Consider the following 19,781-nt stretch of genomic DNA (forward strand, 5'->3'; position numbering starts at 1 on the left):
CAGACGCCACCAGGCGACAGCCCGACACAGCCACTACCAACGACGATCCGCCGACGAACCTGCTGGATAGATCACGAAACCGCACTGGAGTACTAAGCGGGCATCCCACCCGCCCGCGTCCCGCTCAGGGGCCGCCGGGCAGCCGATGTTCGCGCAGCGCACGCGTCACCGACCAGGCGACGGACACCATGGGCACGGCCACGACCGCCCCGATCACCCCCGCGACGATGGATCCAGCGATGACAGAGATCGCGACCACCACCGGATGGAGCTGCACCGCCCAGCTCATCACGAGCGGATGCAGCACATGGCCCTCGAACTGCCCGACCACCACAATGAGCACCAGCACCACGGCGGCGATGACCGGACCCCGCCCGGCCAGGGCCACCACGGTCGCCACCGCCAGCGCGATCGGCGCCCCGATCAGCGGAATGAAGGTCGAGAAGAAGACCAGCAGGGTCAGCGGCAGGGCCAGCGGCACCCGGAGCACCAACATGGCGAGTCCCACGAGCGCCGCGTTGGAGGCCGCCACGACGATGATGCCCCGGGTGTAGCCCGCGAAGGTCCGCCAGGCCGCCCGCGCCGCCCGTTCCCACGGGGACTGGACGCCGGCCGGGAGCTGGCCACGGAACCACCGCCACATCCGATCGCCGGAGTGGATGAAGAAGAGGGAGCAGAACAGCGCCAGAATCAGCGCCGTGATCGCCTCCACGACCCGCCCCGCACTGCTGAGCGCCTTGCTGATCAGGGCCGAGCGATGCTGTGACACAAACGAGCTGACCTTGTCGTGCAGCTCCGACAGCGTGCCGCGCCGGACATGGAACGGAGACCCCTCCAGCCAGCGTTCGATCCTCCCGATCCCGCCGCGGAACTCACCCACCAGCCGCCCCGCCTCCCCGGCCGCCGCATTCCCCACCAGCGCCAGCAGCCCCAGCACCACGAACAGACTGCCGAACACCGCCAGCGCCACCGCGAGCGGCCGGGGAAGCACCCGCGCCAGCAGGTCGGCAAGGGGACGCAGCAAGGCGGTGCCCACCAGCGCGAGAAACACCGCGATCGCCACGAGCTCGAAGCGCCCCAGGAGCCTGAACGCCGCATAGACCGCCGCACCGACCACCAGCAGCCGCCACGCGTACGCCGCTGCCAGCCGCAACCCGGGATGGACAAGCCGCCCCTCCCCCTCCGCCGCGCGCCCCGCCGCTGCGAGGACGGCGGAACTGGAACGGCGAGCCAGTGCCACCGCCCGGGCCCCCCGCGGCGGACGGCCGCCGAGCGCGCCACGCCGCAGGCGTGCGGGCCCCTTGGGTCTCTCGGGCGGGGGGAGAGACTCGCTGCTCACGTCGGCGCCACCGCCTTCCGCGTCCGGGTCCTGCGCAGCGGAGACGGATGATGATCCATCCGTCAATATGCTGATTGAATCAGGACGGCTGCCCGGGCGCGGGAACACCTCTCTCCGGGCGCGGCGCGGTGGTACCCGAGGAAGCAGGGAGCGGCGGGGGACAGGGGACAGGCCGAAGAGCCGGCCACCCGAGAAGGAAGCAGACCCGCACCAGCCATCGCGCGCTCGGCCCATGCGTCACGGCACCTGCGTAGGATCTCCCTGGTCACCAGTCCATATGTTCGACCCCGCAGTGCTCTCCCACCGCCCCCACCGCCAGGCGGGGCACCGTGAGAGCCCCGCCTCTGCAAGGAGTTGCCCGTGACGTACGACATCACCGCCCTCCGCGCGCAGTTCCCCGCGCTGAAGGCCGGTTCGGCACACTTCGACGGCCCGGGCGGCACGCAGACACCCCTCCCCGTGATCGAGGCGATCGCCGACGCGCTGGCCAACCCCCTTTCCAACCGGGGCCACGACACCGCGGGAGAGCGCAACGCCGAGGCGATCGTGACGCGGACCCGGCAGGCCCTGGCGGACCTCCTCGGCGCCGACCCGACCGCGATCGTCTTCGGACGCAGCGCCACTCAGCTCACCTACGATTTCTCCCGCACCCTCGCCAAGACCTGGGTTCCGGGCGACGAGATCGTGGTGTCCCGCCTGGACCACGACTCCAACATCCGCCCATGGATCCAAGCCGCGGCACACGCCGGCGTCACCGTGCGATGGGCCGAATTCGACCCCGCCACGGGCGAGCTGACCCCCGACGACATCGGTGCGGTCCTCAGCGACCGCACCCGGCTGGTCGCGCTCACTGCCGCCTCCAACCTGATCGGCACACGCCCGGCCATCCCGGAGATCTCCCGGCTGGTCCACCAACGCGGCGCCCTGCTCTACGCCGACGGCGTGCACTACACCGCCCACGCCCACGTCGACATCGCACAGCTCGGAGTGGACTTCTTCACCTGCTCCCCGTACAAGTTCCTCGGCCCCCACCTCGGCGTCCTGGCCGGCCGCCCCGACCTCCTGGAGACCCTGACCCCGGACAAGCTGCTCCCCTCGACCAACGCGGTCCCCGAGCGCTTCGAATTCGGCACCCTCCCCTACGAGCTCCTCGCCGGCACCCGCGCCGCCGTCGACTTCCTCGCGGACCTCGCGCCCGAGGCGCGGGGTGGCCGCCGGGAGCGGCTGGCATCGGCGTACGCGGCGCTCGAACAGCGCGAGGACGCGTTGCGGCGGCGCATCGAAGAGGGTCTGGCCTCCCTCGAGCCGGTCATCATCCACTCCCGAGCGGCGCACCGCACGCCGACCCTGCTGCTCACCCTCGACGGACACGACACCACCGACGCCTACCGCCACCTGGCGGCCCGTGGCGTCGACGCACCGTCGGGCTCCTTCTACGCGATCGAGGCATCCCGCCGATTGGGCCTCGGGGACACCGGAGGACTCCGCGTCGGCCTGGCCCCCTACAACAGCGCCGAGGACGTCGACCGGTTGCTGGAGGCCCTGTCGGACTTCCTGCACCGGCCTGCCCAGCGCCCCCGGAACTCCTGACCCCGGCGGACGGCCCGGCGCGCACTCCTCGCCACGTTCCCCGGCTCTGCCGGCCGCCACGGAGCTGGCATGCTTACTTCCCATGGACCGCGCAGAAGTACTGCTGATAGCCGGGCGCGCCGGGGTCGGCAAGACGACGGTGGGATGGGAGATTTCGGCCCAGCTCCGTGCCGCGGCGGTACACCATGCCGTTATCGAAGGCGACTTCATGGCCCAGATCCATCCCGCGCCGCGGGAGGACCCACACCGCTGGCGGATCGCCGAGCTGAACATGGCGGCGGTGTGGGCCAATTAAGCCGCTCTGGGCTGCCGTCGCCTCGTCTACACGAACGCCAGGAGCCTATTCCCCGAGGCCATCAGCATGATCGAGCGCGCCACCGGGCCGGATGTCCGGACCATACGGGTCCTGCTCACGGCCACCGACGCCACGGCCGGGGAACGGCTGACGGGCCGTGAACTCGGCTCCGAGCTGGAAGCGGAGCTCACGAGCAGCGCACGCAAGGCGCGGCTCCTGGACGAGCGGGCGCCCGCGGACACCCTGCGCGTGGCGACCGATGGCCGACTTGTCGTGGACATCGCGCAGGAGGTGGTTGCCGCTACCGGCTGGGCCGTCCGCCCGCGCTAGCCGCGGGACATCAGAACATCCACAGCCGGCAACGCACGGTGCCGATGATGCGCCTGGGCGATGCCCGCGAGCGACCAACGGTCCAGCGCCCGATACGCCATCACGAGAAGCTCGTTCGCCCATGCTTCCCTTACGGCATCGCTACCCGAGGCCCAGTGCAGATCGCGCCCCAGGATCAGCGCCTCCGCGGGATCGCCCGCCGTACATCGCCGACGGGCTTCCGCCACACTCTCCGCCACGGACTCGGCGTCCTCGAACAAGCCGTACATGCACTGCGCGAACCGATACTCGTCAGCCCCATGGCGCGCGGGCCGCTTCACAACGGTGCGGCCCGCCCAAGCGCGCCCCCGCCGTCCGGTCATCCACCCCATCCCGAGGCCGCACCCCCGGCTCGGCGAACACGTCCGAAACACCGGCTACGGACACCTCCATGTCCGTGAGCGCCCGGCGTTCGACCGGACCAAGAGACTCCACGAAGGCCCAGAACCGGAAAATCGACTCCGGCAGCTCAAAGCCCCACTCCCGCAGAACCCGGTCCTCGACCTCGGCCCTCTTCCCGGACATCTACCATCCCCGACTCACGCGCGACCACCAGTGCGAGGGCCGAGGCTAGCGAACGCCCACCACCCCCTGTGCACGGGCCCGTGCACAGGCCAAGGCCCGCACCCCAAGGGGGATGCGGGCCTTGCTCCGGCGTACCCGGGCCTGCCTCTGGGGATCAGCGGTGGTTCCGGCCCCAGGCGGTGGTGTCGATGAGCCTGTCGTCGTCGTCGCGGAGGGCGGCGCGGTCGGAGTAGTTGTCCCAGATGTAGTGGTGGCGGTCCTGGTAGACGTCCTGGCGGGTGTCACGGCCGACGCCGGTATGGACGCGGACGGTGGAGCGGCCTGCCAGGACCAGGTCGTCGAAGCGGTAGCGGTCGCCGTCGGCGTTGTACAGAGTCCAGTCTTCCAGGCTGATGCCGCGGCGGGAGGTGTTGGTGAGCTCGACCCACTCGGCGTTCAGCGAGCGGTTGGTGCCGTCGTCCCATCCGGGGCTGTCGGCCTGCACGTCACTGATCACGACCGCGGGGTCGTGGTGCCAGCGGTCGCGACGGCCGCGGTAGTCGTCGGCCGAGGCGGGAACGCTGACAGCGCCGACCAGGGCGCCGGCCGCGAGCGCGGCAGCCGTCACACGACGGGTGATGGCACAAGCAGACATGTGATGCTCCCTCAAGACATGCAGGCCGTCCCCGTTGGGGAATCGGCCGTGCGGTGCGGGTTCCCGGCCTCAGCGGGCCGAGGACCATCACTGTGGAGTATCGCTGCGCCCGCACCAAGGACTGTCGCTTCGTGTTACCGAAAGCGGATATTTCCGTAACTGTCTGCCGCGCATGGCACACACCCGCGTCCGACGTGGCCCTGCCATTCGCTGACCCCTACATCGACCCCTTGAACAAGCCTCAACAACCCCTTACGGACATCGGCATGCAATCCCCGCTCCGCCCGACGCACACACACCACCCGGATCCGAGTCTGTAACAGCAGGCCGACCGCACGGCGGTCGGCGGGCGACCCAGTACGGAGTGGCCCCGGCGCACCGGCGTAGGGTGGGCGCCGCTGAAGCCCCCAGGATCTGGTGCACCGGCCCCCGGCTCCTGATCGGGGCTTGCGGCTATCCACACCTTGCAGTTAGTACAGGCTTCATGAATCTTTTCAGCCGCAACCCCTCACCTCGCCGCGCGGCGGCCCCCGCCGCCCCTATGGCCCCCGATCCCGCGGTCCTTCCCGATACCGCCGTCCTGCCGGATCCCGCCCTCGCGGCTCTGACCGGGGAGTGGATCGTCGACTCCGCGCACAGCAGGATCGGGTTCTCCGTCCGGCACGCCATGGTGACCACGGTGCGGGGAGCCTTCACGGAGTACGAAAGCCGCCTCTATTTCGACGGCTACAACCCGGCTCGCTCCCGGGCCGAGATCGTCATCTCCAGCGCCAGCGTCCAGACCGGTGCGGAGCAACGCGACGCCCACTTGGTCGGGCGCGACTTCCTGGACGCCGCGACCTACCCGTCCATGAGCTTCAGGAGCACCGCCGTACAACTCGCCAGCAGGGACGTCTACCGCATGACCGGCGACCTCACCATCAGAGACACCACCCGCCCCGTCGTCCTGGAACTCACCTACATCGGACACGTCACCGACCCCTTCGGCTACGAGCGCGTAGGCTTCGACGGCACCACCACCATCAACCGCTCCGACTGGGGCCTGACATACAACGCCAGACTGGCCCAGGGCGGCGCCATGGTGAGTGAGAAGGTCCGCCTTCAGTTCGACATCGCCGCCATCCGCACGGCCCCTGCCGGCTGAGGGAACGCTTCGTCAGCCGGGGGCGCGGCCGCAGCCGCATCAGGGGCCGGCAGAGCCCGAGCATCGCCGACCTGCTCGGGCCCGCGCCGGCAGTTGGCGGCTGCCGCTCGGGGACGCCTCACGGCGGCTGGCTAGAACGGCATGCGGCCGCGGGCGCGCCGGCCCGCGGAGCCGCTGCGGCTCACGGCCTTGGAGCTGCTGCGGAAGGGCTTGCTGAAGATCCGGCCCAGGAAGCCGGGAGCCTTGCCGCCGGCGCGTGATCCGGCTCCCAGAGTGCGCTGCGTGCCGCGTTCGGGATGGCGGGACAGGCGGGGTACGAGGAATCCCAGCACGGCCAGGACAACACATAGGGCAATGATGCCGATAATCATCGAAGCTCCCTGAATCGAGACGTACACGCCGTCTGCCCCGCCGGCCCGACCGCATGCCTGTCATGTGATGGGTTCGCACCGTGACCCGTGTCTGCCGCGCCCGCCGCACCGGTCGGCTCCGAGTACTTACTGGTCGCGCGGGTACAGTCTGCTCGCCGCGTCACCCGCGCCGGACCGGGGGCGGTGGCCGCTTGTCCTCTTATGTGTGCCGGCCAGGTGACGACATGACCAGTACACAGGCTCCCCCGCAGCCGAACCCGCACAACGCTGATGCGCAGGCTTCCGCCTCGTTCGATGATCGCGCCGCCCGGATACGACGGCGCCTGGAGCGGCTGATAGGAATCGCGGCAACCGAGGGCAACGTGCTCACCCCCTTGCGTAACGGGGATGAGATCTTCGCCGCGATGCTGGCGGCGATCCGCTCTGCCGAGCACACGGTGGACATGATGACCTTCGTGTACTGGAAGGGTGACATCGCCCACCAATTCGCCCAGGCGCTGGCCGAGCGCGCACTCAAGGGTGTACGGGTGCGGCTGCTGCTGGACGGCTTCGGCAGCCGCCTCATCGAGGAGGACCAGCTGCGGGCAATGGAGCGAGCCGGGGTGCACGTGGCGTGGTTCCGCAAGCCGCAGTATCTCTCGCCTTTCAAGCAGAACCACCGCTGCCACCGTAAGGTCCTGGTCGTCGATGAGCAGACCGCTTTCACCGGCGGCGTGGGGATCGCCGAGGAGTGGTGCGGCAATGCGCGCAACCCGAGCGAGTGGCGTGACACTCATGTCGAGGTCCGGGGCCCCGCGGTCGACGGGATCGCCGCCGCGTTCGCCCAGAACTGGGCCGAGTGCCACGACGAACTCTTCGACCACCGCGACCGGTTCGTCGACCACCGCCCGCAGGGCGACGCGGTGGTACAGGTGGTGCGTGGCTCGGCCAGCTTCGGCTGGCAGGACATGCAGACACTCATCCGGGTCATGCTGGAGTCGGCCGAAGAACGCTTCCGTGTGGCGACGGCCTACTTCTCACCGGACGCCTACTTCATCGAGCTGCTGTGCGCCGCCGCGAGGCGCGGAGTCGAGGTGGAGATTCTGCTGCCCGGCCCCCATACCGACAAGCGGGTCTCCCAGCTGGCCGGCCAGCATTTCTACCAGGACCTCACCGCCTGCGGCGTAAAGATCTTCCAGTATCAGCCGACGATGATGCACGCGAAGGTCATCACCGTCGACCACGTCGCCGCACTGGTCGGCTCGACCAACTTCAACCGCCGCTCCCTCGACCACGACGAAGAGGTCATGCTCGCCGTCCTGGACGAAGCCTTCACGGCAACGCTCGACGAGCACTTCGAGGCCGATGTAGCGGCCAGCGAACTGATCCGGGGCGGCCGCTGGAAGAGACGCTCGCTCATACAGCGGGCCCGCGAGGCCGCCGTCCTCCCCATCCGCCGGTTCCTGTGACCCCGCCGCTCGCCGGATGCGCGCACGCGCCGCCGTCAAGGCCGCCCGACTCGGCCCCGGGCGACCTGGTGTGAACCGCTGACAGGGTGAGGCAGGGTGCCCTGCCTCACCCACCCGGTCTGTCCACAGTGGACGTGTCAGCCGAGGACGAGCGGCAGTTTCGCGGCCAGCTCGCCGAGTTCGGCCGTCTCCGCGTCGGTGGGTGCCCGGCGGCCGGTGCCGACCAGAAGTGCGTCCTTGTCGGTGAACGACGCGGGGAACGCGGCGTCGGCGATCTTTTCCAGTGTCGCGCGGGACCGGGCCAGGCCCTCCGTGGGCGGTTCCGTCGCGTCCGGAAGGTGCGCGATCAGATCGAGGTGGTGCAGCGTCCATTCCAGGACGTATGCGGTGAGGTAGTCGCCCACGGTGAGGACCTCCTCGCGGGTGCTCACCCGGAGGCCGGGGTCGGCGAGTTCGGCGGCGCGTCCGGCGGCGGAGCCGATGTCGCCGAAGTGGAACTTGAGCAGGCGCGGTTCCTCGTACGCGGCGGCCAGCCGGACGATCAGCGCGTCGAGCGGGTCCTCGCCGGTCGGCGGTTGGTCCTCGACGTTCCAGTAGGTCACCGCGTTGACGGTCGGTTCCGCCTCGGCGGGGGTGACGAGGGTGATCAGGACGTCCTGCGCGTCGATGATCAGGTGGCACACGAGGTCCCGCACGAGCCAGCCGGTGCAGCCGGACGGCTGCTCGAATTCCTTGTCCGGGAGTTCGGCGACCGCCGTGCGCAACGCCGTCCAAGAGCGTGAGAAGAGATCCACATCGGCAAGGTAGTGCGGTGCCGGAATGGCGGACAGGCCTTATTCGGACGACCGGGTCGTGTACATGGAGGGTCGGGCCGGGTGATCAGAGGCCCTGGGCGACCTTGGACCCGGCCCCGCCGGGTCCGCGCCGGCAAGGCGTACGCGTTCGGGGCGGATCTCGGGGGAATCGCGCCGGTCGAGCCCCCCGTCCGGTTCGGGTTCGGCTCGACTCCCCGCAGGCCGGCCCTGGTAAGGGGCACGACGACGGTGCGGCTCGGCGGCTGAATCGGCGTCCCCGGGGAACGGTCACCTGGTCAGGGCCGCGCGGGCGGCGTCGAGTGCCTGCTCGGCGTAGCCGCGTCCGAAGAGCACCGCGTGTACCAGCAGCGGGAACAACTGATGCAGCCCGATGCGGTCCGTCCAGCCTTCGGCGAGCGGCGCCGCGTCCTGATAGCCCTCCAGTACCCGGTCCAGGTGGGGGCAACCGAACAGGTGGAGCATCGCCAGGTCGGTCTCCCGGTGTCCGCCGTGCGCGGCCGGGTCGATCAGCCAGGCCTGCCCGTCGGCGCCCCAGAGCAGGTTGCCGTTCCACAGGTCGCCGTGCAGCCGGGCGGGCCCCTCGGCAGGGCCTGCCAGTTCGGGCAGCCGCTCGCAGACGCGTACGATCACGCTCGCCTCGGCGGACCGTACCGTGCCGTCGTCGACCGCGCGGCGCAGATAGGGCAGGACCCGGTGCTCGGCGTACCAGCTGGGCCAGTCGGTGCCGGGGGCATTGCGCATGGGCGCGAGCCCGATGTACGCCTCCTCGGGGCCGCCTGGCGGCGGGGCGCCGAACGCGGGCGCGCCGACGGCGTGGAGAGCGGCCAACTGGCGGCCGAAGCGGACCGCCGCCCGGGCGCTCGGCCGGCCGGCCGGGACCTGGTCGGTCACCAGCCAGTGCCGGTCGTGGCCATGCACCGCGGGGACGCGGACCGTGCCGGTGCCGGCCAGCCAGCGCAGCCCAGCCGCCTCGGCCCGCACCGCGCCGGGGTCATCCCCACGCTTGACCATCACCACCTGCCCGCCGTCGAGGACGACTTCGGCAAGCGTTCCCGACCGCGGACGCTCACCGCTCACCGGGCGGCCGGTGAGGCGCGCCGCAGCGGCACCGGGGCCCTCGCCGCCTCCGGCGGCCGGACGGGCGGTCATGCGGCCCCTTGGCGCTCGCTCACCCAGGCGAGCAGGCCGGGCACCGCGGCTTCGATCATGGCCAGCACCTCGTCGAATCCCTCCGGGCCGCCGTAGTACGGGTCGGGCACCTCCAGGTCACCGGTCGCTTCCGGGTCGAAGGACCGCAGCAGCCGGACCCGGGACGGATCGTCGACCAGCCGGCGCAGCGCCTTCTCGTGGCCGCGGTCCATCGCCAGGAACAGATCGGCGTCCAGATGCTCGGCACCGACCTGGGCCGCGATGTGCTGGACCGGGTAACCGTGCCGTGCCAGCTGCTCGCCGGCCCGCTGGTCCGTCCAACGTTCCATGGCCCTTGGCGCACGGCAAGGCGAACCGGGGGATTCACAGGCGCAGGCCGGTCCAGTAGCCCTCGTACGGCAATTCACAGGAAGCCCATAAGGCGACTTCATTGACCCCGCGACGCACCCTTCATAACGTTTGGCACCAAACATTCTGAGGTCCGGGGTGTCACGTCTTTCCCTGGCTTCAGAGCCATGGCGTATGCCCCAACGCCCCCAGGAGGCACCTTGCGCATCCGATCACGCACGGCCGTCCACGGCGCGACCGCCGCGGCCGCACTCGCCGGCGTCCTCGTCATCGCCTCGCTCAACTCGGCCGACTTCACCGCCTCGGTGGCCGACACCACCACGACGACGCACCTCTACGAACTGGACGTCCCGGCCAGGACCAGCGCCGCCCATGACGCCGAACTCCTCGAGAACCAGGGGTTCGATGTGCTGCACGGCGGCAGCACCACATCCGTGAAGGTCCTCGCCAGCGACAACGAGCGCAGCCGGCTCACACATCTGGGCTTCAAGCCGAAGGTCGCTCGCGCATTGCCTGAGGTCACGTGGAAGACCCCCACCGCCTCCGGCGACACCTACTACGGCGGCTACCCCACCATCTCCGGCCAGTACACGCACATGCGCCAGGTCGCCCACAAGAATCCCCGGCTGGCCAAGGTGATCAACTACGGCAGGTCGTGGCGCAAGCTCAACGGGGTCGCCAACGGCTACGACCTCAAGGCTATCTGCATCACCGCCATCACCAGCAAGAAGGACTGTTCGCTTTCCCCGAAGGCGCCGAAGAAGCGGTTCTTGCTGATGGGCCAGCTGCACGCCCGCGAGATCGCCACCGGTGATATCGCCTACCGCTGGATCGACGAGCTGGTCGACAACTACGGCAGCGACAAGACCGTCACCAAGCTGATGAAGAACACCGAGTTCTGGGTGATCCCGGTGGCGAATCCGGACGGTGTCGACATCGTGCAGTCCGGTGGCGACGCGCCACAGCTGCAGCGCAAGAACGCCGACAGCTCCCACGAGGCGACCGCCTGCCCCACCCCGCCGACCGACGAGGGTCAGAGCGGTGTCGACCTCAACCGTAACAACGGTGTCGCCTGGAACAGCGGCGGCTCCTCCAGCGATCCGTGCAGCCCCGCCTACATGGGCCCCTCCGCCGATTCCGAGCCGGAGACCGTCGCGATACACAACCTGCTCCGCAAGCTCTACCCGGACACGCGTGGCCCGGAGCTGACCGACGTCGCGTCCCCGGACTCACGCGGCATGTTCATCGGTCTGCACAGCGACGTGCGCACGGTGCTCTTCCCCTGGGCATACACCAAGGACCTGGCGCCGAACGACGCCGCGTTGCGCGCCGTCGCCAAGCATCTCGCGGACGACACCGGTTATCGGTACGGCAAGGTCAGCGAGCTCATGTACGCGGCATCGGGCGGCCTCGACGACTGGTCGTACGGTGAGCTGGGCATCCCCAGCTTCACCATAGAGGTGGGCTCCATGACCAACACAACCTGCAACGGCTTCCTGCCCGTGCACTCGTGCATGGACACGGACTACTGGCCGAACCTCAGGACCGCGCTGCTTCACGCGGCCGAGCTCGCGGACGCCCCCTACACGGTGAACTGACCCTGCTGGAGTCGGCCCCTCGGTCGGGGACGCTCCTCCGCCGGGCGGGGGCGGATCCCTCACCGCTCACCGCGCGCCGCCCGGCACGTCGGTACCGCCGCTGTCGGTCGACGTAGGAAGGGCCACGCGCGGGACTCCTTCGAAATCGCTGGGATGGTGTACGGCCCGATCTCAGATGAGCTGGGCGTACTCGCGGAACTCCCAGTCGGTGACGTACCGCTGGAACCTGGCCAGCTCGTCGCGCTTGAAGGTGAGGAAGGCGTCGACGAAGGGCTTGCCGAGCACATCGGTGAGCTGGTCGTCGGCTTCAAGGGCGTCGAGTGCCTGGCCGAGGTCGGTCGGCAGCTTGGCGGCGGTGCCCATGTCGTCGCCTTGACCGGTCATCGGCGCCGGGGGCTCGTCGGCGGCGGCGATGCCCAGGTGGGCGGCGGCGAGCAGACCGGCGATGGCGAGGTAGGGGTTGGCGGTGGCATCCCCGAGGCGCGCTTCCAGCCGGGAGGCGCCGCCGCGCTCGGGGGGGATGCGCACCAAGGCGTTGCGATTGTCCAGGCCCCAGTTGATCAGCCAGGGAGCCGTCGTGTCCGGGCCGAAGCGCTTGTACGAGTTGACGGTGGGGTTGAGGAGCGCGGAGAGCGCGGGGGCGTGGGCGAGCACTCCCGCCAGGGCGTGGCGTGCCGAGGCGGACAGTCCGTGGGCGTCCTGGGGCGCGTCGAAGATGTTGCGGCCGTCCGCGTCGATGAGGGACAGATGGATGTGGAACCCCGAGCCTCCTCCGTCGTTGAACGGTTTGGCCATGAACGTCGCCAGCCTGCCCTCCGCGCGGGCGAGTTCCTTGATCGCGGCCTTGAAGCGAAAGGCGCGGTCCGCGGCATCCAGTGCCTCGGAGTGGCTGAGGTTGATCTCGAACTGGCCGCTGTCGAACTCCCGGTTGCCCCCGCTGACGTCGAGCCCGAGGGCGTGCAGCGCTCGCACGGTCCGCAGGAGGTGGCCGTCCGGGTCGCCCTTGCGGCCGGTCGTATAGACGTGGCCCGGGGCCGGGGCGTAGCGTCGCCAGCCGACGGGCGAGGCCGGGTCCGGGTCGAGCAGGACGTACTCCAGCTCCGGGCCCACGACCGCGGTCAGGTCTCCGTCGTGCAGCCGGCCGGTGATCTGACGCAGCAGGTCCCGTGGCGATTCGGGCACGGGCGCTCCGGTGGCCGGGTCCCGGACATCGCCGATGCACCAGGCCACGCCCGGTTCCCAGGGCAGCGTGACGAGAGTAGCCAGATCGGGACGTACGAGGATGTCCGGCATACCGGCTTCGAGACCGCCCGAGATGTGCGAGTGATCGCCCAGTGCGCCCGTGTGATACACAGCCCGGCTGAAGGCGAGTCCGTGGCCGGCCGCGTGGGGCAAGTGGTGCAGCAGGATGTCCCGGCTGCGGTCGGAGCCCATCATGTCGGGATAGGCGACCCGTACGACGTCGATGCCCTCGGCGCCGAGCGCCTCGATCTTCTCGCGGACCCGGTCGGCTGTCTCGGCGCTCAATGGTCGCTCCCTGGAAGTGGGCCGGAGTTTCTGCTCTGTCCTGCATCGACCCCCGGGATGCCCATGGCGTCTGAGACGGGGAAGCCACCGGAGGTTAGAATAATTTGATGCCAAACGATACGAGGTGGCCGGGACGTCCACAAGGGGCTGTCGCGATACTGCCTCGGCGCGGGCGTCGCCCGCCCCCCGGGGCGCCCGCGGCTACATTTGACCGCGAACGAATACCCGGCGGCTGATGCCGCCCGAAGCCGAGGAGGACGCCACCGTGCCCGGGCTCCGCCGATCCATCACCGAGACCGAACAGGCCGTCCAGGAACGACTCGGCGGCTTCCAGTTGCAGCGCGAACAGATGGCCGCCGTCGCCAACATCCACCGCGCCGCCGCGGCCGTCCGCCAGCACCTGGAGAACTCCGTGCTGCGGCCGCACGACCTGACCTGGACCGGCTTCGTCGTGCTGTGGGTGCTGTGGATCTGGGGCGAGGCCGAGACCTGGTCGGTCGCGGAGGAGGCGGGTATTTCCAAGGGAACCCTGACCGGGATCGCGCGCACTCTCGAGTCACGCCACCTCGTGGCCCGCTCACCCCACCCCGACGACGGCCGGCGAGTCCTGCTCTCGCTGACCCCCGAGGGCGAGAAACTCATGGAGCGCCTCTTCCCCGCGTTCAACGCCGAAGAAGCGTTCGTCGCCACCCCGCTCAGCGCCGCGGAGTGCCTGCAACTCGCCGACGGGCTGCGCGCCATCGTCGCCCAGTTGGAGGAGTACGGCGAAGAGCGCCGGCGGGAACTGCTCGACGGGAGGGACCTCGCCCCGCGACGTTCGGGCCGCCGCTCCCGCCAGTGACCGCGCCCGGGGGCGGCGCCCGCGAGGTTTCCTCCTTCGAGAGGGTGACGCACGAGGCCGCGCCTCTCGCCCCGCCGCCCCCGGCCTGCCGCGGCGCATCAGGCTTGGCGCGCACAGCCGAACGAGGATACGTTCGGACCCGAACAACAACTTCCCGGCCGCCACAGCGGCCTTGACCCGACCTCGCGGCGCGGTTAGCTTGTTTGGGGTCAAACAACATGGAGGACCGGGACATGCCCCAACGGCCGGACACACCTGTGACCGAGGCACGGATCGCCGACGTCGCCGTCGACACCCGACACTGGATCGGCGGCCGGCGCGTGGCGTCCACCTACACCTTCCCCGATGTCTCGCCGATCGACGGCCGCACCCTCGCCCAGATCGCCCGCGGCGGCCCCGCCGAGGCCAAGGCCGCCGTGGCCGCCGCGAAGGCCGCCTTCCCCGGCTGGGCCGCCACCCCCCGGGCCGAGCGCGCCCGTATCCTGCACGCCATCGCCGACGGCGTGGAAAAGCGCCTCGAAGAGCTGGCGATCGTCGAGACCACCGACAATGGCGCGCTTTTGCGCTCGCACCGCCGGGGTGTGATACCGCGCGCCGCCCACAACTTCCGCTTCTTCGCGGACTGGCTGCTGACCCTGGGCCACGAGGACTTCACGACGTATGCCGGCGGCTCCGCCGCGGGCCCCGGCCACACCAACCACGTGAGCTGGGACCCTGCGGGCCCCTGCGTGCTGATCACCCCGTGGAACGCCCCGCTGATGCTGGCCACGTGGAAGGTCGCCCCGGCCCTGGCCGCCGGTGACACGGTGATTCTCAAGCCCGCGGAGTGGTCCCCGCTGACCGCCTCGCTGCTCGCGGACATCGCGGCCGAGGCGGGACTGCCGGCCGGTGTCCTCAACGTCGTCCAGGGCTACGGGGCCGAGATCGGCGACGACCTCACCTCACACCCGGACGTACGCCGGATCAGTTTCACCGGCTCGGTGCCAACCGCCCGGCGCATCGCCGCCTCGGCCGCACAGAACCTGACCCCACTGAGCCTGGAACTGGGCGGCAAATCGCCGCTGTTGGTCTTCGCGGACGCGGATCTGGAGCTGGCCGTCGACCTCGCCGTGGAGCAGTTCGACAACGCCGGGCAGGTGTGTCTGGCCGCCACCCGCATCCTCGTCGAGGAGTCGATCGCGGACGAGTTCACCCACCGCTTCGTGGCGAAGGCATCCCGGTTGAAGCAGGGCGATCCGCGCGAGGAGACCACCGACCTCGGGCCCACCATCCACCCCCGCCAGACGGAGAGGATCGACGGCTTCGTGCGGCGGGCGATCGCGGCCGGCGCCCGCGCGGTCTTCGGCGGCGGCTCCCACCCCCAACTCGGCGGTCTGTACTACCGGCCCACCCTCCTCACCGACGTCGCCCAGGACTCGGAGGTCGTACAGGAGGAGGTCTTCGGCCCGGTCCTGACCCTGCAGACCTTCGCAGACGAGGCGGAGGCGATCCGCCTCGCCAACGACACGCGTTTCGGGCTGGCGGCTACCGTCGCCACCGGCGACCACCAGCGTGCCGAACGCGTCACCGCGCAGCTGGTGGCGGGCACGGTCTGGGTCAACTGCTTCTTCGTACGCGACCTGCGGGCGCCCTTCGGCGGCTCCCGCCTCTCCGGTGTCGGCCGGGAGGGCGGCACCTGGAGCTTCGACTTCTACTGCGACCTGAAGAACAGCGTGACCGCCCCGAGGGGGTTCAACGACCATGGGTGAGATCGTCGGGGCGGGTCTGCTTGCCCATGTCCCCACCATCGTGCTCCCGGAGGAGACCCGGCGCGAGCTGAACGACGGCAAGGAGATCACCCTTGTCACCGGCCTCAGGCAGCTCCGCGAGGATGTGTTCGAGCACGACGGCTACGACACCGTCGTCATCCTGGACTCGCACTGGGCCACCACGGTCGAATTCGTCGTGACGGCCCAGCCGCGGCGTGCGGGTCTGTTCACCTCCGAGGAGCTGCCGCGAGGCATGTGCCGGATGCCGTACGACTTCCCCGGGGACCCCGAACTCGCCCACGCCATCGCACACTTCGCCGACAAACACGGCACTTACATCACCGCGATCGACGACGCCTACCTGCCGATCTACTACGCCACCATCAACCTGTGGAAGTTCCTGGGCGAGGGCCTGCCCGACAAGCGCTGGGTGACGATCGGGGTCTGCCAGACCGGCGACATGGAGGACCACCTCCGGCTGGGCCGGGCGCTCGCCGACGGCATCGCCGCCACACCCGGCCGCCGCGTTCTCCTGATCGCCTCCGGCGCCCTCTCGCACACCTTCTGGCCGCTGCGAGAGCTCCGCGACCACGAGTCCAGCGACCCGCGCCACATCTTCACCCCCCAGGCGAGGGCGGCCGACGAGGAACGCATCGCCTGGTTCAAGGAGGGCCGCCACGACAAGGTCCTCGACACCATGGACGAGTTCTGGAAGTACCAGCCCGAGGCGAAGTTCTTCCACTACCTGATGATGGCCGGGGCCCTCGGCGAGCGGGCCTGCATCGCCCCGGCCCGCCAGTACGGCGCGTACGAGAACTCGGTCGGCACCGGCCAAGCCCACCTCTGGTTCGACCGCCCGGCCGACGGCTGGACCGGCACCGGCTCGCCCTTGCCCACCACCGCGCGCACCCCGCACAGCCCCGTCTGAGGAGACCCGACGTGCCCGAATACCGCCGCATCCTCCTCGACGGCGCCGTCGTGGAGACCGTCCGTGAGGGCGACGAACTCGTCACCGGCGACGGCCGCCGCGTCACGATCGAGGAGGCGCAGCACCTGCCCCCCGTGGTCCCTTCCAAGGTGATCGCGGTCCACCTCAACCACCTCAGCCGCGTCGCCGAGTTCCAGATCCAGCTCACCCCGGCCCCCACCTACTTCCACAAGCCGACCTCGGCCCTCAACTCCCACAAGGGCGCCATCGTCCGCCCCGAGGGCTGCAAGTGGCTCAACTACGAGGGCGAGGTCGCCATCGTCATCGGGAAAACCACGCGGAACATCGCGCCCCACCAGGCTGGGGAGTACATCGCCGGCTACACGGTCGCCAACGACTACGGCCTGCACGACTTCCGCGACACCGACGCCGGGTCGATGCTCCGCGTCAAGGGCTCGGACACCCTGTGCCCGCTGGGCCCGGGACTGGTCACCGACTGGGACTTCCACGGCAAATATCTGCGCACCTACGTCAACGGCCAGGTGGTACAGGACGGTTCCACCGACGAGATGGAATGGGACATGCACTACCTCGTCGCCGACATCGCCCGCACCATCACCCTGTGTCCCGGCGACGTCCTGCTCTCCGGCACTCCGGCCAACTCCCGCCCCGTACAGCCCGGCGACGTCGTCGAAGTGGAGGTCGAGGGCCTGGGCCGGCTCACCAACCACATCGTCACCGGCCCGGCCCCGATCCGCACCGACGTCGGCGCGCAGCCCACCGCGTCGGAGGAAGTCCTGTCCACCGCCCTGGGCGGCGACTGGGAATTCCGAGGCATACGCCCGCCCGAGCGGCCCCGAACCGAAGCTTCGTCGTGACCAAAGGAGTGGACCACATGGATCTGAGTGCCTGGCTCGCCACGGCCGTGGCGGCGAACGCCGACTGGGCGAAAACCTTCGGCCCCTACCAGGCCCATCCGGCGCTGGCAGTCGACGACGCCCGGTTCGCCACCGCGTTCGAGGTCTTCACCGAGCGGCTCAAGGACAACTATCCCTTCTTCCACCCCCGTTACGCGGGCCAGATGCTCAAGCCGCCTCATCCGGCGGCAGTCGTGGGCTACCTCACCGCGATGCTGATCAACCCCAACAACCACGCTCTGGACGGCGGCCCGGCCACCGCAGAGATGGAGCGGGAAGCCGTCCAGCAGCTCGCCACGATGTTCGGCTACGACACCCACCTCGGGCACCTCACCACCAGCGGCACCATCGCCAATCTCGAGGCGCTCTTCGTGGCACGCGAACTGCACCCCGGCAAAGGCATCGCCTACAGCACCGAGGCCCACTACACCCACGGGCGGATGTGCGGCGTCCTGGGCGTGGAAGGCCATCCGGTCCCGGTCGACGACCTCGGCCGAATCGACCTCGACGCGCTGGAGAGACTCCTGCGGACCGGCCGCGTCGGCACCGTCGTGCTCACCGCCGGCACAACCGGGCTCGGCGCCGTCGAACCGGTCCACGAGGCGCTGGCACTGCGCGAGCGCTACGGTGTCCGCATTCACGTCGACGCCGCCTACGGCGGGTTCTTCACCCTGCTGGCCGGCGCGGAGGGCCCCGAGGGCCTGCCCGAGGAACCGTGGCGGGCCATCGCCCAGGCCGACTCCATCGTCGTGGACCCGCACAAACACGGCCTCCAGCCCTACGGCTGCGGCGCCGTCCTGTTCCGTGATCCCTCGGTCGGCCGGTTCTATCTGCACGACTCGCCGTACACCTACTTCACCTCCGAAAAACTGCACCTCGGCGAGATCAGCCTGGAGTGCTCCCGCCCGGGCGCGGCGGCCGCCGCCCTGTGGCTCACCTTCCAACTGCTCCCGCCCACACCTGAGGGGCTGGGACAGTCGCTCGCGGCAGGCCGGCGCGCGGCACTTCGCTGGGCCGAACTGATCGAGCGTTCGGACCACCTGGAGCTGTACCATGCCCCGGAACTGGACATCGTCAGCTACTTCCCGGTGACCGAGGCCGCCACGTTGTCGCAGATCGACGCGGCCAGCCACCGGATCCTGCGAGAGGGAATGACGGACAGCGACCCCGTCTTCCTGAGCACGCTCCGCGTCAGCGCCGATCGCCTGACGGCCCTCCACCCGAAGCTCACCCGGGACACCGACGGTGCCCGCATCCTGCGCAGCGTGCTGATGAAGCCGGAGTCCGAAAGCTACGTCGACCGTCTCCATGAGCGTCTGGAGCAGCTCGCGCGTGACGGTCGCCCTGGCCCCCTTGGCTCATCCGCATCAGGAGCGTGACGACATGACCAGCGTCCAAGGCTACTTCCACCCCAAGACCGCCACCGGCGCCTCATCCCTCATCCCCTCCCCGCCGTGGCGCTACTCCGGCGACCTGCTCACCATCGAGTACCGCACCGACCCGGCGCGCGTGCGCGAACTCCTGCCCGAGCCGCTGGAGCCGGCCGACGAGGATCCGGGAGCGGTCGCGCTGATCTGGGCCGACTGGCAGTCCTGCGCGGCCGGCGGACGGGAACTGCTGGACCCGGTGCTCTCCCAGTACAAGGAGGCCTTCGCGGTCGTCCGCTGCATGTACCGGGGCCGGACATACTCCCGCTGCGTCCACATCTGGGTCGACAAGGACTTCGCTATCGCCCGCGGACTGCATCAGGGCTATCCGAAGAAGCTCGGCTCCATCCACCAAACCCGCCCCCACCCGTACGGGCCCGCCCCGCGCATCGAGGCCGGCGCCCGATTCGGCGCGACCCTGGCCGCGGCCGACCGGCGCCTCGCCCAGGCCGTGGTCACCCTGCGCGAGCCCTCCGAGACCAACGGCTTCGTCAACGGCCACCCCATGGCCCACCACCGCTGGCTGCCCTCGATCGAGAACGGCAAGGGCCTCGCCCTCGACGAGCTGATCGAGTCCGGCGCCGCCTCCTTCGAGGGCGGGCAGCCGTGGGTCGGCGACGCCGAGCTCGAGCTGTTCGACGCGCCCACCGAGGAGCTGGCCCGGCTGGAGATCCGCGAGCCGATCGCCGCGTACTACCGCCAGGTCGGCGTGGTCTGGGACGGCGGCCGGCTGCTGGAGTCCGGCACCTCAGGGGCCCGCTAGAAGCA

Annotated in this window: 17 protein-coding genes and 2 pseudogenes; 11 read left to right on the forward strand and 8 right to left on the reverse strand. The window is 70.1% G+C overall.

Going from position 1 to position 19,781, the window contains the following annotated elements; translation table 11 throughout:
• Positions 1-124: 124 nt before the first annotated feature.
• Complete coding sequence (locus tag ABZU99_RS33640; protein ID WP_355953761.1) at positions 125-1,240, reverse strand: AI-2E family transporter; 1,116 nt, start codon at positions 1,238-1,240, stop codon at positions 125-127.
• 459 nt (positions 1,241-1,699) lie between these two features.
• On the opposite strand from ABZU99_RS33640, the gene ABZU99_RS33645 reads away from it, so the two are divergent.
• Together ABZU99_RS33645 and ABZU99_RS33650 are read left to right on the forward strand one after the other, a co-directional pair.
• Positions 1,700-2,929 carry a cysteine desulfurase-like protein gene (locus tag ABZU99_RS33645; RefSeq protein ID WP_356050138.1) on the forward strand — a complete coding sequence of 410 codons (1,230 nt, stop codon included), beginning with the start codon at positions 1,700-1,702 and terminating at the stop codon, positions 2,927-2,929.
• A gap of 82 nt (positions 2,930-3,011) precedes the next feature.
• Positions 3,012-3,554: pseudogene (locus ABZU99_RS33650) on the forward strand (hypothetical protein).
• Here ABZU99_RS33650 and ABZU99_RS33655 read toward each other — a convergent pair.
• Positions 3,551-3,916, reverse strand: a complete 366-nt coding sequence (locus ABZU99_RS33655; RefSeq protein ID WP_356228131.1) for a hypothetical protein — start codon at positions 3,914-3,916, stop codon at positions 3,551-3,553. The pseudogene ABZU99_RS33650 and the gene ABZU99_RS33655 sit on opposite strands and share 4 nt — an antisense overlap.
• 356 nt (positions 3,917-4,272) lie before the next feature.
• Complete coding sequence (locus ABZU99_RS33660) at positions 4,273-4,752, reverse strand: lamin tail domain-containing protein (RefSeq protein WP_356050136.1); 480 nt, start codon at positions 4,750-4,752, stop codon at positions 4,273-4,275.
• 484 nt (positions 4,753-5,236) lie between these two features.
• Between ABZU99_RS33660 and ABZU99_RS33665 the strand changes: the two genes are divergently transcribed.
• Positions 5,237-5,896 carry a YceI family protein gene (locus ABZU99_RS33665; protein ID WP_355953771.1) on the forward strand — a complete coding sequence of 220 codons (660 nt, stop codon included), beginning with the start codon at positions 5,237-5,239 and terminating at the stop codon, positions 5,894-5,896.
• Positions 5,897-6,027: 131 nt separating this feature from the next.
• Here the strand turns inward: ABZU99_RS33665 and ABZU99_RS33670 are convergent, their stop codons facing one another.
• The gene (locus ABZU99_RS33670; RefSeq protein WP_355953774.1) at positions 6,028-6,267 is read right to left on the reverse strand and encodes a DUF6411 family protein; all 240 of its coding nucleotides are present in this window, start codon (positions 6,265-6,267) and stop codon (positions 6,028-6,030) included.
• Between the two features lie 224 nt (positions 6,268-6,491).
• Between ABZU99_RS33670 and ABZU99_RS33675 the strand changes: the two genes are divergently transcribed.
• A complete protein-coding gene (locus ABZU99_RS33675) occupies positions 6,492-7,715 on the forward strand; it encodes a phospholipase D-like domain-containing protein (RefSeq protein ID WP_356050135.1) in 1,224 nt (407 codons plus the stop codon).
• A gap of 137 nt (positions 7,716-7,852) precedes the next feature.
• Here the strand turns inward: ABZU99_RS33675 and ABZU99_RS33680 are convergent, their stop codons facing one another.
• The 3 genes and pseudogenes from ABZU99_RS33680 to ABZU99_RS33690 form a co-directional block, all read right to left on the reverse strand.
• Entirely contained in the window at positions 7,853-8,509 is a 657-nt protein-coding gene (locus ABZU99_RS33680) for a maleylpyruvate isomerase N-terminal domain-containing protein (protein WP_355953780.1), read from the reverse strand.
• Between the two features lie 288 nt (positions 8,510-8,797).
• Positions 8,798-9,679, reverse strand: coding sequence for a fructosamine kinase family protein (locus ABZU99_RS33685; RefSeq protein WP_356050134.1), 882 nt, complete (start codon positions 9,677-9,679; stop codon positions 8,798-8,800).
• Positions 9,676-9,993: pseudogene (locus ABZU99_RS33690) on the reverse strand (protein tyrosine phosphatase); the annotation flags it as partial. The pseudogene ABZU99_RS33690 and the gene ABZU99_RS33685, both read right to left, overlap by 4 nt.
• Positions 9,994-10,227: 234 nt before the next feature.
• On the opposite strand from ABZU99_RS33690, the gene ABZU99_RS33695 reads away from it, so the two are divergent.
• Positions 10,228-11,625 carry a M14 family zinc carboxypeptidase gene (locus ABZU99_RS33695; protein ID WP_356050133.1) on the forward strand — a complete coding sequence of 466 codons (1,398 nt, stop codon included), beginning with the start codon at positions 10,228-10,230 and terminating at the stop codon, positions 11,623-11,625.
• A gap of 171 nt (positions 11,626-11,796) precedes the next feature.
• Here ABZU99_RS33695 and ABZU99_RS33700 read toward each other — a convergent pair whose 3' ends face one another.
• A complete protein-coding gene (locus ABZU99_RS33700) occupies positions 11,797-13,152 on the reverse strand; it encodes a glutamine synthetase family protein (RefSeq protein ID WP_356050132.1) in 1,356 nt (451 codons plus the stop codon).
• Positions 13,153-13,417: 265 nt separating this feature from the next.
• On the opposite strand from ABZU99_RS33700, the gene ABZU99_RS33705 reads away from it, so the two are divergent.
• The 6 genes from ABZU99_RS33705 (at position 13,418) to ABZU99_RS33730 (ending at position 19,776) form a co-directional block, all read left to right on the forward strand.
• Positions 13,418-13,993, forward strand: a complete 576-nt coding sequence (locus ABZU99_RS33705) for a MarR family transcriptional regulator (RefSeq protein WP_355953868.1) — start codon at positions 13,418-13,420, stop codon at positions 13,991-13,993.
• Positions 13,994-14,226: 233 nt separating this feature from the next.
• Positions 14,227-15,741, forward strand: coding sequence for an aldehyde dehydrogenase (locus tag ABZU99_RS33710; protein ID WP_356050131.1), 1,515 nt, complete (start codon positions 14,227-14,229; stop codon positions 15,739-15,741).
• The gene (locus tag ABZU99_RS33715) at positions 15,734-16,669 is read left to right on the forward strand and encodes a 3,4-dihydroxyphenylacetate 2,3-dioxygenase (RefSeq protein ID WP_356050130.1); all 936 of its coding nucleotides are present in this window, start codon (positions 15,734-15,736) and stop codon (positions 16,667-16,669) included. The genes ABZU99_RS33710 and ABZU99_RS33715 overlap by 8 nt, the downstream gene beginning before the upstream one ends.
• Positions 16,670-16,680: 11 nt before the next feature.
• Positions 16,681-17,547 (forward strand): fumarylacetoacetate hydrolase family protein, encoded by an 867-nt coding sequence (locus tag ABZU99_RS33720; protein ID WP_356050129.1) that lies wholly within the window; start codon positions 16,681-16,683, stop codon positions 17,545-17,547.
• A 17-nt stretch (positions 17,548-17,564) separates the two neighbouring features.
• On the forward strand, positions 17,565-18,965 hold the full coding sequence (locus ABZU99_RS33725) for an aminotransferase class V-fold PLP-dependent enzyme (protein ID WP_356050128.1): 1,401 nt from the start codon (positions 17,565-17,567) through the stop codon (positions 18,963-18,965).
• A 4-nt stretch (positions 18,966-18,969) separates the two neighbouring features.
• Positions 18,970-19,776: an acetoacetate decarboxylase family protein gene (locus tag ABZU99_RS33730; protein WP_355953801.1), complete on the forward strand. Its 807-nt coding sequence runs from the start codon at positions 18,970-18,972 to the stop codon at positions 19,774-19,776.
• The last annotated feature ends 5 nt before the right edge of the window (positions 19,777-19,781 follow it).

It is taken from the genome of Streptomyces sp. NPDC005266 (assembly GCF_040607655.1).
In the GTDB taxonomy this organism is placed as follows: Bacteria; Actinomycetota; Actinomycetes; order Streptomycetales; family Streptomycetaceae; genus Streptomyces.

What these genes read in the sequence shown, in the direction of transcription:
- ABZU99_RS33655 (WP_356228131.1), bottom strand. Translation starts at nt 3,916, where the DNA reads ATGACCGGACGGCGGGGGCGCGCTTGGGCGGGCCGCACCGTTGTGAAG.
- ABZU99_RS33670 (WP_355953774.1), bottom strand. Translation starts at nt 6,267, where the DNA reads ATGATTATCGGCATCATTGCCCTATGTGTTGTCCTGGCCGTGCTGGGA.
- ABZU99_RS33685 (WP_356050134.1), bottom strand. Translation starts at nt 9,679, where the DNA reads ATGACCGCCCGTCCGGCCGCCGGAGGCGGCGAGGGCCCCGGTGCCGCT.
- ABZU99_RS33710 (WP_356050131.1), top strand. Translation starts at nt 14,227, where the DNA reads ATGCCCCAACGGCCGGACACACCTGTGACCGAGGCACGGATCGCCGAC.
- ABZU99_RS33725 (WP_356050128.1), top strand. Translation starts at nt 17,565, where the DNA reads ATGGATCTGAGTGCCTGGCTCGCCACGGCCGTGGCGGCGAACGCCGAC.
- ABZU99_RS33665 (WP_355953771.1), top strand. Translation starts at nt 5,237, where the DNA reads ATGAATCTTTTCAGCCGCAACCCCTCACCTCGCCGCGCGGCGGCCCCC.
- ABZU99_RS33675 (WP_356050135.1), top strand. Translation starts at nt 6,492, where the DNA reads ATGACCAGTACACAGGCTCCCCCGCAGCCGAACCCGCACAACGCTGAT.
- ABZU99_RS33660 (WP_356050136.1), bottom strand. Translation starts at nt 4,752, where the DNA reads ATGTCTGCTTGTGCCATCACCCGTCGTGTGACGGCTGCCGCGCTCGCG.
- ABZU99_RS33730 (WP_355953801.1), top strand. Translation starts at nt 18,970, where the DNA reads ATGACCAGCGTCCAAGGCTACTTCCACCCCAAGACCGCCACCGGCGCC.
- ABZU99_RS33715 (WP_356050130.1), top strand. Translation starts at nt 15,734, where the DNA reads ATGGGTGAGATCGTCGGGGCGGGTCTGCTTGCCCATGTCCCCACCATC.